Annotated in this window: 15 protein-coding genes; 8 read left to right on the forward strand and 7 right to left on the reverse strand. The window is 69.7% G+C overall.

Features of this window, described 5'->3' with window-relative positions:
- Position 1: 1 nt before the first annotated feature.
- The gene (locus AC6CCG_RS13265; protein ID WP_496655013.1) at positions 2 to 574 is read right to left on the reverse strand and encodes a TetR/AcrR family transcriptional regulator; all 573 of its coding nucleotides are present in this window, start codon (positions 572 to 574) and stop codon (positions 2 to 4) included.
- 94 nt (positions 575 to 668) lie between these two features.
- On the opposite strand from AC6CCG_RS13265, the gene AC6CCG_RS13270 reads away from it, so the two are divergent.
- Positions 669 to 1,511 carry an alpha/beta fold hydrolase gene (locus AC6CCG_RS13270; protein WP_496655014.1) on the forward strand — a complete coding sequence of 281 codons (843 nt, stop codon included), beginning with the start codon at positions 669 to 671 and terminating at the stop codon, positions 1,509 to 1,511.
- A gap of 78 nt (positions 1,512 to 1,589) precedes the next feature.
- Here AC6CCG_RS13270 and AC6CCG_RS13275 read toward each other — a convergent pair whose 3' ends face one another.
- Positions 1,590 to 2,438: an AAC(3) family N-acetyltransferase gene (locus AC6CCG_RS13275; RefSeq protein ID WP_496655015.1), complete on the reverse strand. Its 849-nt coding sequence runs from the start codon at positions 2,436 to 2,438 to the stop codon at positions 1,590 to 1,592.
- 10 nt (positions 2,439 to 2,448) lie between these two features.
- Complete coding sequence (locus tag AC6CCG_RS13280; protein ID WP_496655016.1) at positions 2,449 to 5,385, reverse strand: S8 family serine peptidase; 2,937 nt, start codon at positions 5,383 to 5,385, stop codon at positions 2,449 to 2,451.
- Between the two features lie 174 nt (positions 5,386 to 5,559).
- Between AC6CCG_RS13280 and AC6CCG_RS13285 the strand changes: the two genes are divergently transcribed.
- Entirely contained in the window at positions 5,560 to 6,057 is a 498-nt protein-coding gene (locus AC6CCG_RS13285; protein WP_496655017.1) for an SSI family serine proteinase inhibitor, read from the forward strand.
- A gap of 68 nt (positions 6,058 to 6,125) precedes the next feature.
- On the opposite strand, the gene AC6CCG_RS13290 is transcribed toward AC6CCG_RS13285, so the two are convergent.
- Both AC6CCG_RS13290 and AC6CCG_RS13295 read right to left on the reverse strand, forming a co-directional pair.
- Positions 6,126 to 6,674: a 23S rRNA (adenine(2058)-N(6))-methyltransferase Erm(C) gene (locus AC6CCG_RS13290; RefSeq protein WP_496655018.1), complete on the reverse strand. Its 549-nt coding sequence runs from the start codon at positions 6,672 to 6,674 to the stop codon at positions 6,126 to 6,128.
- Positions 6,675 to 7,543: 869 nt separating this feature from the next.
- Entirely contained in the window at positions 7,544 to 8,527 is a 984-nt protein-coding gene (locus AC6CCG_RS13295) for a hypothetical protein (protein WP_496655019.1), read from the reverse strand.
- A gap of 179 nt (positions 8,528 to 8,706) precedes the next feature.
- On the opposite strand from AC6CCG_RS13295, the gene gnd reads away from it, so the two are divergent.
- Together gnd and AC6CCG_RS13305 are read left to right on the forward strand one after the other, a co-directional pair.
- Positions 8,707 to 10,143: an NADP-dependent phosphogluconate dehydrogenase gene (gene gnd, locus AC6CCG_RS13300; RefSeq protein ID WP_496655020.1), complete on the forward strand. Its 1,437-nt coding sequence runs from the start codon at positions 8,707 to 8,709 to the stop codon at positions 10,141 to 10,143.
- The gene (locus AC6CCG_RS13305; protein ID WP_496655021.1) at positions 10,140 to 10,643 is read left to right on the forward strand and encodes a gluconokinase; all 504 of its coding nucleotides are present in this window, start codon (positions 10,140 to 10,142) and stop codon (positions 10,641 to 10,643) included. The genes gnd and AC6CCG_RS13305 overlap by 4 nt, the downstream gene beginning before the upstream one ends.
- Positions 10,644 to 10,749: 106 nt before the next feature.
- On the opposite strand, the gene AC6CCG_RS13310 is transcribed toward AC6CCG_RS13305, so the two are convergent.
- Complete coding sequence (locus tag AC6CCG_RS13310; protein ID WP_496655022.1) at positions 10,750 to 11,001, reverse strand: PLD nuclease N-terminal domain-containing protein; 252 nt, start codon at positions 10,999 to 11,001, stop codon at positions 10,750 to 10,752.
- A 93-nt stretch (positions 11,002 to 11,094) separates the two neighbouring features.
- Between AC6CCG_RS13310 and AC6CCG_RS13315 the strand changes: the two genes are divergently transcribed.
- The 3 genes from AC6CCG_RS13315 to AC6CCG_RS13325 are packed head-to-tail and all read left to right on the forward strand — an operon-like array spanning position 11,095 to position 13,600.
- Positions 11,095 to 11,967, forward strand: coding sequence for an ABC transporter substrate-binding protein (locus tag AC6CCG_RS13315; protein WP_496655023.1), 873 nt, complete (start codon positions 11,095 to 11,097; stop codon positions 11,965 to 11,967).
- Positions 11,964 to 12,842, forward strand: a complete 879-nt coding sequence (locus AC6CCG_RS13320) for an amino acid ABC transporter permease (RefSeq protein ID WP_496655024.1) — start codon at positions 11,964 to 11,966, stop codon at positions 12,840 to 12,842. Before AC6CCG_RS13315 ends, AC6CCG_RS13320 begins: the two co-directional genes overlap by 4 nt.
- Complete coding sequence (locus AC6CCG_RS13325) at positions 12,839 to 13,600, forward strand: amino acid ABC transporter ATP-binding protein (RefSeq protein WP_496655025.1); 762 nt, start codon at positions 12,839 to 12,841, stop codon at positions 13,598 to 13,600. Before AC6CCG_RS13320 ends, AC6CCG_RS13325 begins: the two co-directional genes overlap by 4 nt.
- 42 nt (positions 13,601 to 13,642) lie before the next feature.
- On the opposite strand, the gene AC6CCG_RS13330 is transcribed toward AC6CCG_RS13325, so the two are convergent.
- Complete coding sequence (locus AC6CCG_RS13330; RefSeq protein WP_496655026.1) at positions 13,643 to 13,957, reverse strand: nucleotide pyrophosphohydrolase; 315 nt, start codon at positions 13,955 to 13,957, stop codon at positions 13,643 to 13,645.
- Between the two features lie 29 nt (positions 13,958 to 13,986).
- Here AC6CCG_RS13330 and AC6CCG_RS13335 point away from each other — a divergent pair, with 29 nt between their 5' ends.
- A complete protein-coding gene (locus AC6CCG_RS13335) occupies positions 13,987 to 15,132 on the forward strand; it encodes a glycosyltransferase (RefSeq protein ID WP_496655027.1) in 1,146 nt (381 codons plus the stop codon).
- Positions 15,133 to 15,141 lie beyond the last annotated feature (9 nt).

The raw sequence follows: 15,141 nt of genomic DNA on the forward strand, positions 1-15,141 counted from the left end.
CCTAGGAGCGTCCCGGGCGACGGCTCGCCTCGATCAGGACGCCGGCGGCTGCCCGGGCGTGCCGGGCCACGTCCGGATCGCCGAGGATCGCGGCCGTGGTCTGGGCGCCCTCGGCCAGGACGACCAGTTGCGGAGCCAGGTCGTCCGGCAGCCCGGCCTCGCCGACCAGCCGCGCCACCAGGTCGGCGAAGCCGCGCTTCTGCCGGCGCACCGCCTCAGCGGCGTTGGGGGAGCTCGGCCCGAGTTCGCCGTACAGGTTGATGAAGGCGCAGCCGCGGAAGTCGGGCTCGTGGAACCAGCCGTCCAGGTAGTCGAAGATCGCCAGCAGCCGGTCGACTGGGTCCTCGGTGCCGGCCATGGCCGCGGCCACGCCGTCGTCCCATACGGCTGAGCGGTGCCGCAGCACGGCCGTGACCAGGTCGTCCTTGGAGGGGAACAGCGCATAGATCCGCTTCAGCGACACCCCGGCCTCGGCCCGCACCGCGTCCATCCCGACCGCTTGCACGCCGCGGGCGTAGAACAGCCGGTCGGCCGCCTCGACCAATCCCTTCCGAAGGGTCTCCTCGTCGGTCATACCATCACCTCTTGCGTTGAGAACGATCGTTCTCTACTCTAGTCGATACCAGTGGAGAACGATCGTTCTCCGATCGAGTCGAAGGGAAAGACTGATGGCCACCATCACCGTCGGGACGCAGAACAGCACGCCGATCGAGCTCTACTACGAGGACCAGGGCAGCGGCCGGCCGGTCGTGCTGATCCACGGCTACCCGCTGGACGGGCACAGCTGGGAGCGGCAGACCCGGGAGCTGCTGGCCGCCGGCTACCGCGTGATCACCTACGACCGCCGCGGCTTCGGGCAGTCCAGCAAGATCAACGACGGGTACGACTACGACACCTTCGCTGCGGACCTGAACGCGGTGCTGGAGACCCTCGACCTGACGGACGTGATCTTGGTCGGATTCTCGATGGGCACCGGCGAACTGGCTCGCTACGTCAAGAACCACGGTCATGATCGCGTTGCCAAGCTCGCCTTCCTGGCCTCGCTCGAACCGTTCCTGGTGCAGCGCGAGGACAACCCGGAGGGCGTGCCGCAGGAGGTCTTCGACGGCATCGCCGCCACTGCCCGGCAAGATCGCTACGCCTGGTTCACCGGCTTCTACAACGACTTCTACAACCTGGACGAGAACCTCGGCAGCAAGATCAGCCAGGAGGTCGTCACGGCCAATTGGAACACCGCGACCCGGTCCGCTCCGGTCGCCGCCTCTGCGGTCGTGCCCACCTGGATCGAGGACTTCCGCGACGACGTGGCCGCCGTCCGGGACAGCGGCAAGCCGGTGTTGATCCTGCACGGCACCGGTGACCGGATCCTGCCGATCGACGCCACCGGCCGGCGGTTCCGGCAGGCGGTGCCGGAGGCGCGCTACGTCGAGATCGAGGGCGCCCCGCACGGCCTGCTCTGGACGCACGCGGACGAGGTCAACCAGGCCCTGCTGGAGTTCGTGAAGGCCTAGCGCCGAACGCGCACTGAGCTTGTCGAAGTGCCGGGCCTGGCCTTGCCCTTCGACAGGCTCAGGGAACGTGGTCGATCCTCACTCCGCGGCGAGGACGGCGAGCCGCTGCCGCAACGCTCCGCCACAGCGGCAGTCCGGATCCGGACAGAGCAGTGCGGCGGGGTCTTTCATGATCACCGAGGTGGCGGCCGCCAGCACCGCCCGGGCCGGGATCCGGCGGGCCCGGCAGTTCCCGATCATGGTCTCCACGGTCGCTGGGGCGAGGTCTGGCTCGAGGTCGTCGAACCGGTGCGACTCGCCGGACACGTTCGGCACCTCGGCCCAGACACCCGGCGCGACGACGGCGTACCGGTAGAACAGGGAGCGACCCAGCCGCTGCTCGGCGAGGTGGATCGTCGTATTGGCATGGTGGCCGACGCCGAGCAGCAGCACGTCGCCGTCCAGCCGGTCCAGCACGTCGACGGCTCCGAGCATCCGATCCGGTCGCTGGCCCTTGATCAACTCCTCGGCGTGATCACCGGCGGCGCGGAACGGGTACAGCGGATGATCACCGGTGATCACGTCCGGCTGCCCGGCGAAGGCGGCGGCGACCGCACCAAGCCAGGTGTCCGTCGACAGCCCTGGCGCGGCGGGCGTCGCGGCGGCGACGGCCGCATCGAAGGCCGCCCAGGAATCCGCCTCGTAGAACGAGTTGTTCGGCCGGACCAGTCCGGGCGGCGCGGGCACGCCGGTCCGTTCGCCGACCGCGCCGAACATCAGTACGGTGCCGCAGACCTGCCGCACCGCACTGATCACGGTGTCGGCGCCGCCGTGGACCCGGCCGAACGACCGCAGCGAGGCGTGCAGGAACACGACCGACTCGCGGCCGAGCCCGAGCCGCTCCAGGCCGACGACGAGCTCGTCCCGGCCGATCACGCGATCGGTCATGCCGTGATCATCAATTGATCGTGACCAGGGTGCCGGAGCCGTCCCGGTACTCGATGTAGCCGAGATAGGGCAGGTCCCGCTCCAGCCCGCGCCAGCGGACCGTGACGTCGATCGGCTCCTGGACCTCGGCGGTCGGGTCCGACGGCCGGACCGTGAAGGAGCCCTCGGAGGTCTTGTCGGTCACCGAGGCGGACCGGAACACGTACGGCGTGGTCTCCGTCTCCGGCGCGTTCGCGTAGCCCTCGACCCGGGCCACGTACTCGCCGGCGGGCGGAGCGGTCAGCTGTACGGTCTCGTCCGCGGTCGGCCCGGCGGACTGCCCGACCGGCACCGGCGTCCCGTCGACGATCCGGTACAGGTAGAGGTCCAGGTCGGCCTGCTCGTACTCGGACCGGACCGAGATCTGGGCGGCCTTGGTGCCCTCCTCGATCGTCACCGGGTACTGCTTCTGTTCCGACGGCTTCAGCGAACCCTTCTCGGCGGTCCCGCCGGCGAGGCCGTACTTCGTGATCGGGAAGTCGCCGTCGACGCCGGGTACCACCTGGTAGCGGAGCGACCCGTTGCGGCCGCTGCCGGACACCACCTCGGGGGCCGACAGCTGGACCGGCGTGACCGCGATCGGCAGCCGGGCGTACGTGCCCGCACCGTTCCAGGTGAGGAACCCGGTGGCCGCCTTGTCGTAGGCCGCGGTGTCCTTCTCGAACGTGACCTTGAACGTCTTGGTCTGGCCGGCCTCGTCGAAGTTCAGGATCGAGGGCGTGACCTTGGCGCGCAGGCCGGGCACGTTGATCTTGGCCCGGTAGATCCCCGGCTTCAGCGCCGTCACCGTACGGGTCACGGTCTGGTGCTGCAGCAGTTCGCCGATCGCGATGGACGGGCTGTTGTAGTCGCTCGGGTCGATCTCCTCGACACCGGTGCCGGTGTCGATGCCGAGACCCTCGAGGTAGCCGAGCCAGTCGTCGTCCCCGGCGTCGAAGACCAGGCCCGGATCGAACATCTTCTCCGGCCGGACGCCGCCGGCACCCTGGTCGAACGGATCGGTCAACGCCTTGCCGTCGGCCTTCTTCAGGTTGCCGGCGGTCGTCATCAGGGCCGACTTGATCCGCATCGGCTCCCACTTCGGGTGCTTGGTCAGCTGCAGCGCGGCCAGCCCGGCCACGTGCGGCGCGGCCATCGAGGTGCCGTCGTAGAAGTCGTAGTCGCGGCCCTCGTTGCTGGGCGGCGCGACCGCGGCCAGGATCATCGCGCCCGGGGCGGCGAGGTCGGGCTTGACCAGGTCACCGTTGCTGGACGCGGACGGCCCGCGGGAGGAGAAGTCGGCGATCTGCGGGTACGGGGTCTTGACGTCGGTCTGGTTGCCCTGCACCAGCGTCGCCGTGGCCCCGACCGTGTCCGCGTACGTCTTCACGTCGACCGAGCCCGGCGGGTTCAGATGCACCGACGGCACCGAGTGCCGGTCGCCGACCGTGGTGTCCTCGGCCAGGTTGGCCAGCACCATGCCCAGGCCGCCGGCCCGCTTCACCTCGGCCGACTTGGCCACCCGGTCGTATGTGCCGCGGTCGCAGACGACGATCTTGCCGACGGCCAGGGCCGGATCGAGCGTGCCGGGGCCGCACAGCGCGGCGTCCTCGGGCGTGGCCGCGGCGGTCTTGACGGTCGCGCCGGTGACCAGCGGCGACGGCCCGACCTCGTCCCGGATGGTCGTGCTGGCTCCGGCGAACTTCCGGCCGTCGCCGAGCACCACGGTGCCCTCGTACGGCTGGATCGTGTGGGCGGCGACCGAGGTGACCCACGGTTCGGTGTTGCCGACGGTGCCCGGCGTCGGGCCGGCGTTGCCGGCCGAGGCCGCGACGAACACGCCCGCCGAGGCGGCCGACAGGAACGCGAGCCCGACCGGGTCGTCGTGCGCCGTGTCGCCGCTGCCGGCCGAGTAGTTGATCACGTCGACACCGTCCGCGACCGCGGCGTCGATGGCCGCGACGATGTCGGAGGTGAAGCCGCCGGACTGCTCCGGCGTGGCGCCCTCCCAGAGTGCCTTGTAGACGGCGATCTTGGCCGCCGGCGCGACGCCGGAGATCTCGTCGAACGGCACCCCGTCGACGCTCGCCGGTACGTCCGCGTTGCCGGCCGCCGTGGAGGCCGTGTGGGACCCGTGACCGGATCCGTCCCGCGGCGACAGGAAGTCGCGCCGGGAGGCCGGCGGCACCGCGGCCATCCAGGCGTCGCCGAAGAAGCGGGCGCCGATCAACTTGTCGTTGCACTCGGCGGCGGTCCACTCCTCGCCGGTCTGGCAGGTGCCGTGGAACGTGCTCCCGTCGGACTTCTCGAGGATGACCTCGTCGCCGTCGCGGTACGGCTGGAACTCCTCGTCCGAGCGCTCGGACTTCAGCGGATCACCGGCGAAGGAAGGGTTCTCCGGCCAGATGCCGGTGTCGATCACGCCGACCACGACGCCGGCGCCGGCCTTCTTCGCGCCACCGAGGGACTCCCAGACCCCCTTGTCGCCGCTGAGGCCGAGGTAGTCGGTGGAGCGGCGGTCGTCGTCGGACTGGATCAGGGTGTCCTTGACCACCGAGAGGACGCCCGGTGTGTCCTGCAGTCGCTGGGCCTGGCGCGGCGTCAACTCGGCGGCGAACCCGTTCAGCGAGACCGAGAACCGCTGCAGCACCTTCGCCCCGACCAGGTCGGCGATGCCGTCCTGCAGCCGGGACAGCAGCCCGCGGTACGCCTTCGCGGCGTCGGTGTCGACGCGAACCTTGCGGCCGTCCTTCGGCCGGGTCGCCTCGAAGCCCTTCCGGGAGCCGTCGTAGGTGGCCAGCGGCCGGTCGGTCAGGGTGACGATGTAGGTCCCGGGCGCGGTCAGCGGCATGGCCTCCGGCAGCAGCGGATCGGCCGTCGCCGGCTGCACCGTCGCCACCAGCCCGACCGTCACCAGCAGGACGGTCACGAGGGCAGCCAACCGACTACGTTTCCTGACCAACATCGCGATCCTCTCCGCGTCGAACCCCTTACACGACGAGGTCGCCGGGCCGTGGACATGCGAAGAGTCCAGCCCCACTGGACCCCCCGGTTAGGGTTGACGCTAGCAGTCGGGGTGAGACGCGTCGAGAAAAGGAAACGGATGCGGAACGGGTACCGACGAGCGACCTCGCTGGTGCTGCTGGGTTGCCTGGTCTGGCTGATCGCCGGTTGCGCTCCGGGAACGACGCCCGCCTCACCCAGTGAGGAGCCGACCATGTCCGGTCCGAGCGAGCCGTCGCCGAGCCCCTCGACCTCCGGTGCGCCGACGACCGCCCAGCCGTCGCCCGGCGACGAGCTGACGATCCGGTACGACAACGGCAACGGCACCGTCTCGACCTGGACGCTGACCTGCGCTCCGGCCGGCGGCAACCATCCCGATCCGAAGGCGGCCTGCGCGGCGCTGCAGGCGCACGAGGCGGCGCTGCAGCCGGTGCCGCCGGACCGCACCTGCACCGAGCAGTACGGCGGCCCGCAGACCGCCACGATCACGGGGACCTGGCGCGGCAAGCCGGTGAACAGCATCCTGAGCCGGACCAACGGCTGCGAGATCGCCCGCTGGGATGCGCTGGCCGGCCTGCTGCCCCGCGCCGGCAGCTGATCAGCGCGGTCCGACCGGTCCGGGCGGCCTCGCCTCCACGGCGGCCGATCCGTCAGGAACCCTGCCCGTCAAGATCGCCGCCTCAGCGTCAGCACCGCCGAGTCGACCGCGGGCGGTGGCGCGAACGCTCGCCGCGGCACCGGCAGCCCGAACACCCCGGCGTAGCGGCCGGGCGGTCGGCGGACGTACCGGCTCACGGCGGCCCGCTGCAGCAGCAGGTCGGCCCGCACCATCCGGCTCGTACGCGTCGTGATCAACCCCAGCAGTTCGGACGTGATCGAGTACGGCGGACTCGAGACCACCCGGAACGGGCGGCTCGGTAATCGGAAATCCCGCGCGTCGAGCTCGACGACCTTCAGCCGGTCATCACCGTGCTGTGCGGAGAACCGCCGGCGCAGGGTCTCGGCGCGTCCGGGATGCCGTTCGACAGCGATCACCCGGGCCCCGCTGTCCAACAGCGGCCCGGTCACCGCTCCGGTCCCGGCCCCGAACTCCACCACCAGCTGTCCGGGTCGGACCTGGGCGTGATCGACCAGCCGGTCCGCCCACTCAGGCTCGAGCCGGTGCCAACCCCATTGACGTCGGGACGACGGCCGCTGCCGCCCTGCCCCGGACACGGGCCACCATCATGAACATGCTCATGTCTCCGAACGTACCGACCGTCGGCTCCGGTCTGCGAAGGGTTTTCCGGCGACCCCGGCCGCCGGCCCGCGGCAAGCGGTTCCTCGCCTAGTGAGAGGCGGCTTGACCGCGAACTGGGGCGGGGCCATCCTGGCTGGGTGAGGCTCGGGGGCAGTCAGGTCGCACGGCGACCGTCAGGGTCCTCTTTAGGACATTTCCAGTACTGGACACTCAAAAGTGGTGACTTCGTCTCCCGGGTCGAATAAGTTCTAACCAACGTCAGGGGTGACTGCCGAAGCAACTGGGAATGCGGAGGCTGGCACCAACAGGAAGGAAGAGTTGCATGTCTCACAACAGTGTCGGTGCTCGGCGGGCTAGGCCGGCCAAGCGCATCGTCGTACGAGCAGTAGCCGCGGCCGTGTTGGCGGTGGGCGTGATTGCTGCGGCGGCTACGGCGGCGAGTGCGGTCAACAGCATCAAGGCAGACGGCGTCAACGGAGTTAAGGCTCAAAGCGTGGGCATCCACAGCGATGTCAACAGCATCTGAATAGGGAGAAGCAAGACCGCCGGGTCACCGACCTCACTGTCAGGAAGTGAGGGTCCACGGCGATGACAACACAAGACTTCCGCAAGGAAGCCGGGATTACCTGACGTTCCCGGAAAAGACAGACCGGTGATGTGAGCACCGAATCTGTCGCTGATGTCCTTATCAGTCATCCCCCGAGACTGATGAGGATCTCCTCCCCCTGGGCGACGCCCGCGGTCCTTTCCCAGAGGACCGCGGGCGTGGCTTCTTTCTGTGGGGGATCGTAGCCGTGAAGGACCCGGCTTGGGAAGATGTTGACGCTGAGATCAACGGGAAATCTCAGGCTCGCTGCCGATCGGGGGTCTGGTTCAGCGCATCGGCCCGCACCAAAGCAGCTCCGAGCTGCAGTCTGGTGCTCACTCCCAGCTCGTCCATCAGGTCGGAGATCCACCGTCGGACCGACCGCACCGTGACTCCGAGCTGGCCGGCGATGGCGTTGTCCGTCGAGCCGGTCATCAACAGCGAGATCAACATCTGGCGCCGCGGATCCGTACGCCCGTAGTGCGTGATGATCGGCACCGACGCATCCCAGACACCTTCGAACAACCACTGCAGGGTTTCGATCAGCATCGGGTGCCGGGTCAGCGAGGCGCGGAGTTCATGGCCGGGTCCGTACGAGCGCATCGACGGGATCAGTGCGACCTGAGCGTCCGCCATCAACAGCTTCATCGGCACCGGAGCCGTCCGGGACTGCTCACCCTTCTGCGCGAACAGGGACAACTCGGACAACCGGTCCGAGTCGAACCCGGGATGGTAGACCGCGCGGATCGAAACGCCGCGGTCCAGCGCTTGCCATTCCGGAGCCTCCTCGGTGAGGCTCTCCGGCGTCGCGTTCGGCCGGGCCTGGACATAGGGCGGCTTGTCGAACGCGCAGATCTCCCGCTTGGCCGAGTCGCAGATCTCCCGCCGGGCCGCGACGATCGCATCGGCGCCGACCAGGATCTTGATCGTGTCGTTGGCCGACTCCGAGGCCGCCAACAGGTGGCTGGCCAGGGATTCCGCTGCGATGGTCGCCGCCTCCAGCTCGGACTGGCGCTGCTGACGCAGGCCGGCCACCACGTCGAGCAGCGGCAGGGCCTTCCAGTGCCCGGGCGTGGTCTCGGCCGCGAGGCCCAGCGCGCGCAACTCGGAGAGCGACTGTTCGACGGCGTCCCTGGCCACGTTCGCACGCTCCGCCAGGTCCTCGACCGAGGCGGCGTCCGTGGTGGCCAGAACGACGTAACTGGCCTCGGCTTCGGCAGTGATCCCAAGCGGCTGAAGCATGGCTGCTCCTTGAGCAAGAACGGGGCTTCCGGTCACAGTATCCGATGCCGAGCAAGCGCGTCGGGCCCGGCCGCCAGGTCGTTCAAGGGGCGGTCGCCGGAGGGAGCCGGCGGCGGCGCGGCTACGCTACCCCCGGCAGTCGCTTGCTCGTACAGGTACCGAACGGATGGAGTCGAATCGTGGCTGAACTTGCGCAGATCGGGGTCACCGGGCTGGCCGTGATGGGCCGGAACCTGGCCCGCAACTTCGCCCGGCACGGGTACCGGGTGGCGGTGCACAACCGCAGCTACGCCAAGACCACGTCCTTGATCGATGATCATGGTGACGAGGGGACCTTCGTACCGTCGGAGTCGATGCGGGATTTCGTTGCCTCGTTGGAGAAACCGCGCCGTGTGGTGATCATGGTGAAGGCCGGCGCGGCGACCGATGCGGTGATCGACGAGCTCCTCGGGCTGCTCGACGAGGGTGACATCGTGATCGACGCCGGCAACGCGCACTTCCCGGACACCCGGCGGCGCGAGGCGGCGCTGAAGGAGCGCGGCCTGCACTTCGTCGGCACCGGCGTCTCCGGTGGTGAGGAGGGTGCGCTGAACGGTCCCTCGATCATGCCGGGCGGGTCGCCGGAGTCGTACCGGACGCTCGGGCCGATGCTGGAGGACATCTCGGCCAAGGTGAACAGCGAACCGTGCTGCACCCATGTCGGGCCGGACGGCGCCGGGCACTTCGTCAAGATGGTGCACAACGGCATCGAGTACGCCGACATGCAACTGATCGCCGAGGCCTACGACCTGATCCGGCAGGGCACCGGCAAGTCCGCAGCCGAGATCGCCGAGATCTTCCGGACCTGGAACTCCGGCGACCTGGAGTCGTTCCTGATCGAGATCACCGCCGACGTGCTCGGCCACGTCGACGCCAAGACCGGCTCGGCGTTCGTGGACATCGTGCTGGACCAGGCGGAGCAGAAGGGCACTGGCCGCTGGACGGTGCAGAACGCGCTCGACCTCGGGGTGCCGATCACCGGGATCGCCGAGGCCACGTTCGCCCGGGCGCTGTCCGGATCGGTCCCGCAGCGCGAGGCGGCGCGCAAGGTGCTGCCGGCCGATGCCGAGGCCTGGAAGGTCGACGACCCGGACGCGTTCATCGAGGACGTCCGGCTGGCGCTGTACGCGTCCAAGGTGGTCGCCTATTCGCAGGGCTTCGACCAGATCGCGGCCGCCAGCGAAGAGTTCGACTGGAACATCGACCGGGGCGCGATGGCTCGGATCTGGCGCGGCGGCTGCATCATCCGGGCCCGGTTCCTGGACCGCATCACGGAGGCGTACCAGCGGGATCCGGAGCTGCCGCTGCTGCTCGCCGACGAATACTTCACCGGCGCGGTCGGCAACAGCCTGGCCGCCTGGCGCCGGGTGGTCGTGGCGGCGGCCCGGCACGGGGTGCCGACGCCGGCGTTCTCGTCGTCGCTGGCGTACTACGACGGGGTCCGGGCCGAGCGGCTGCCGGCCGCCCTGATCCAGGGCCAGCGCGACTTCTTCGGCGCGCACACGTACCGCCGGGTCGACGGCGACGGCACCTTCCACACCGAGTGGAGCGCCGACCGTTCCGAGAGCCCGGCGTGACCGCTGCTCCCAAGACGGCGCTCGTCGTGATGGGCGTCGCGGGCTCGGGCAAGACGACCGTCGCGGCGATCATCGGCGAGCGGCTCGGCCTGCCGGTGGCCGAGGCGGACGACTTCCACTCCGCCGAGAACGTCGCCAAGATGTCGGCCGGCACCCCGCTCACCGACGAGGACCGGCAGCCCTGGCTGGCCGCGATCCGGGACTGGATCACGGCCGCCGAGGGCGACGTGGTGGTGACCTGCTCGGCGCTGCGCCGGATCTACCGGGACGTGCTCCGCCAGGCCGACGCGCGGGTACGGTTCGTGCACCTGGACGGGTCCCGGCAGGAGATCGCGGCCCGGATGTCCGCCCGCACCGACCACTTCATGCCCCTCGGCCTGCTCGACTCCCAACTGGAGACGCTGGAACCGCTCGGCCCGGACGAAGACGGTGTGGTGATCCCGGTGACCGGCACCCCGCAGCAGATCGCCGCCACCGCCCTCGACCAACTCGCCCGCTGACCCTCCGCCCGGGGACCCGTCGGTTTTTCACGTTAACGTGAAAAACTGGCGCAATGCACGAGAAGCTTCCCTGGTAAAGCGACAGGAAAGTGTGTGGGGTCGGGCGTCAGAGGCCGCGGAGGAAGTCGACGTCGTCGTCCGGGGCCTTCGGGCGCTGCTCGAACCGGCGGCGGGACTCGGCGTTGGGCCGGCCGAAGAACAGCCAGCAGACCGCACCGGCGAGCGGCAGGCAGATGATGATCGTCGCCCAGAGCCAGCGCGGCATCCGGCGCACCTCGAGCGGGCGCGCCTGGGCCACCTCGACGACACAGTAGATCGTGAGGAGCGCCACGATGATGATCGGCAGGTACCTGATCATGGGCAAAGCCTAGCCCCGTGACGCCAGTGGCGGAGCCAGTATCGTTTGCCCGTCGGTGAACCGACCCCTTCGAACTCCCTGGGAGGCCTTGCGATGTCCCCTCTTCGTCCGGCCCGGCTGGGCCTCGGTGCCCTGACCGCCGTCGCGCTGACCCTCGCCGCGGCCTGCGCGCCGCAGGTCGAGTCGTCCGCGCCGCCGCCGACCGACGCCGCGGCCTGTGCCAAGGAGTCGCTGGCCCTGGTCAAGCCGGGTACCTTCACGGTGGCGACCGACCAGCCGGCCTACGCACCGTGGTTCGTCGACGACGACCCGTCGAACGGCAAGGGCTACGAGTCGGCGGTGGCCTACGCGGTCGCCGAGAAGCTCGGCTTCGCGCGTGACGAGGTGACCTGGACGGTGGTCCCGTTCACGAGTGCGTACGCGCCCGGGGAGAAGAAGTTCGACGTCGACCTGAACCAGGTGTCGATCACCGAGGAGCGGCGCAAGGCGGTGGATTTCTCCACCGGCTACTACGACGTCGCGCAGACCGTGATCACCACGAAGGGCTCGCCGATCGACGGGAAGACGACGATCGCGGACCTGGCCGGCGCGAAGCTCGGCGCCCAGGTGGGTACGACCTCGTACACGGCGATCACCGAGCAGATCAAGCCGAGCCAGCAGCCGGCCGTCTACGACACGAATGATCTTGCCGTACAGGCGCTGCAGAACGGCCAGGTGGACGGGATCGTGGTGGATCTGCCGACCGCGTTCTACATGACCGCCGCGCAGCTCGACGACGGTGTGATCGTCGGTCAGTTGCCGGCCGGTACGGGAACGCCGGACCAGTTCGGATTCGTGCTGGGCAAGGGCAGCCGGCTGACCGGCTGTGTCTCCGGCGCCGTTGATCAACTCCGCGCGGACGGCACCCTGAAGCGGCTCGAGCAGGAGTGGCTGTCCGGCTCGGGCGGTGCTCCCGTACTGTCGTGACCATCGTCTCGCCGTCGACGGGGGAGCCGTGGCGGCCGTCGCCGCTGCAGCTGGAACGAATCCGCCACCGGCGCCGCCGGTCCACCCGCTCCATGATCATCGCGATCGTGAGCACGGTCGTCGTGGTCGCCGTGACGATCATCGGGATCACCTCGACGCCCGGTTGGCCGCGGGTGCAGGAGACGTTCTTCGACCCGGTCAAGGCGCTCGATGCCTTGCCTGCGGTCGCTTCCGGACTCTGGCTGAACATCCGGGTTATGATCAGCTGCGGCGTCCTGATCTTGATCGTCGGTCTGATCATCGCGATCCTGCGGACGTTGCGCGGTCCGGTGTTCTTCCCGCTGCGGATGTTCGCGGCGGCCTACACCGACGTGTTCCGCGGGCTCCCGCTGTTGCTGGTGATCTTCCTGCTCGGCTTCGGCGTGCCGGCGCTGCGACTGCAGGGACTGCCGAGCGACGCGGTGATCTGGGGTGGCGCCGCCCTGGTGCTGACCTACTCGGCCTACGTCGCCGAGGTGTTCCGGGCCGGGATCGAGTCGGTGCACCCGTCGCAGCGGGCCGCGGCCCGGTCGCTCGGTCTCAGCTATGCCAAGACGATGCGCTTCGTCGTGCTGCCGCAGGCGGTCCGCCGGGTCGTGCCGCCGCTGCTGAACGACCTGGTCAGCCTGCAGAAGGATTCCGGCCTGATCGCCGTCCTCGGTGTGATCGACGCGATCCGGGCGGCCCAGATCGAGACCGCGATGGACTTCAACTTCACCCCGTACGTGGTCGCCGGGGCGCTCTTCGTCGCGCTGACCATCCCGCTGGCCCGGGTCACCGACTGGGTGGCCCGGCGCCAGGGCTGGTACGGAACCGGCGGCGGGAGCCACCTGTGACCGCCGCGGACGTACCCCGGGAGGCGTTGTTGCGGGCCGAAGGCCTGCGCAAGGCGTTCGGCCGCCGCGTGGTGCTGGACGGTCTCGATCTTGACGTCGCCGAGGGTGAGTGCGTGGTGCTGATCGGCGGCTCCGGGTCGGGCAAGTCGACCCTGCTGCGCTGCCTCAACCTGCTCGAGGAGCTCGACGACGGCCGCATCCTGCTGGCCGGCGAGGACATCTCGGATCCACGGATCGACGCCGACCGGGTCCGGGCCCGGATCGGCATCGTGTTCCAGGCGTTCAACCTGTTCCCGCACCTGTCCGTCCTCGACAACGTCACCCTGGCGCCGATCCGGGTGCACCGGGTGCCGCCGGCCAAGGCCCGCGAGGAGGCCCGGGCGATGCTGGAGCGGGTCGGCCTGGCCGAGCAGGTGGGACAGTGGCCGGACCAGTTGTCCGGCGGTCAGCAGCAGCGGGCGGCGATCGCCCGGGCCCTGGTCAACCGGCCGATGATGATCTTGCTCGACGAGGTCACGTCGGCGCTCGACCCGGAGTTGGTCGGCGAGGTGCTGACTCTGCTGCGGAGTCTGCGCGAGGAGGGTACGACGATGGTGATCGCCACCCACGAGATGGACTTCGCCCGGCAGGTCGCCGACAAGGTCTGCTTCCTGCACGACGGCCGGATCCTCGAGCAGGGTCCGCCGGAGCAGATCTTCACCGAGCCCGCCGAGCAGCGGACCCGGGAGTTCCTGGCCCGGATGATCACGCCGAGTTGATCAGGCCGAGTTGATCAGGCCGAGTTGATCAGGCCGAGTTGATCAGGCTGGGGGAAAGCGGCTCTCGTTGATCGCCATCTTCTCCCGTACCGCCGCATCGAGATCGACGTCGGTGACGGTGGCCAGCCGGAGCAGGTAGATCAGCACATCGGCCATCTCGAGCCGGATGGCCCGCGCCTGCTCCGGGTCGTCCATCGCCTTGGCCGCCTCCTCCTCGGTCAGCCACTGGTACTCGGCGGCCAGCTCGCCGACCTCGCCGGTCAACGCCAGGACCAGATTGCGTGGCGTGTGGAACGGACCCCAGTCGCGACGATCGGCGAAATCGGCCAGCTGATCTTGCAGCGCCTTGATGCTCACGCAGCATTCGTACCATTAAGGTTTCTCAGATGCCCGGCACCGATCCAGCCTCCGACCGACCGACCGTCGCGGTCTGGCGGGACGTCTGGTTGCCGGGTTCGGAGACGTTCATCCGCGATCAGATCGCGGCGATGACCCGGTGGCAGGCGGTCAAGGTCGGCATGCAGCAGCTGCCGGAGCCGCTGGTCGAGGCCGACTTCGCGCCGTTCACCGGGGCGTCCACGGCACAGAAGTTGCGCGGTGAGGTCCTCGGAACCGTCGGCTGGGAACGTCGGTACGTCAACTTCCTGATGGAGGCCGAGGCAGCGGTGCTGCACGCGCACTTCGGTCCGTCCGCGATCCGGGCGCTGCCGGTGGCGAAGCGGGCCGGGCTGCCGATGGTGGCCACCTTCCACGGGTACGACGTCACCCGGGTGCCGCGGCTTTCGCTCGGCCGCGGCCGGGAGTACCGGAGGCGGTTGCGCCGGGTGTTCGCGTACGCGGATCGGCTGATCGCGGTCTCGGAGTTCATCGCGGACCGGCTGATCGGGCTCGGCGCGCCGGAGGACCGGGTCACCGTGCACTACATGGGGATCGATGTCCGCGACCTCGACGCGGCGTCGCCGTTCCCGCCCTGGGCGGAGCGGCGCGGGATCGTCTTCGTCGGGCGGCTGGTGCCGAAGAAGGGCGTCCTGGATCTGCTCGAGGCGGTCGACCGGCTGCCCGGGGAGCTGCGCCGGACCCCGATCACGATCATCGGCGACGGTCCGCTGGCCGGCGAGATCCGCCGCCGGGCCGACGAACTCGGTCTTTCGGTCGAACTGCGTGGGCACCTCGGGTCCGACGAGGTGGCGCGGGCGCTGGACCGGGCCCGGGTGTTCTGCGGCCCGTCCCGGACCGGGCCGGACGGCGACGCGGAGGGCCTCGGGATGACGTTCCTCGAGGCCGGGCTGCACGGCGCGCCGGTCGTCTCGTACGCGCACGGACCGTTGCGCGAGGCCGTCGACGACGGGGTCACCGGCCTGCTTGCGCCGGAGAAGGACGTGGCGGCGCTGTCGAAGCGGCTGGAGACCGTGCTCACCGACGACGCGTACGCCGAACGGCTCGGGCGGCAGGGCCGAGCACATGTCCTGGAGAAGTTCGACATCCGTCGCTGTACGCCGGCCCTGGAACGCATCTACGACGAGGTCACCTGACCCCGGCGT

The organism is Microlunatus sp. YIM B11417, from assembly GCF_059617205.1.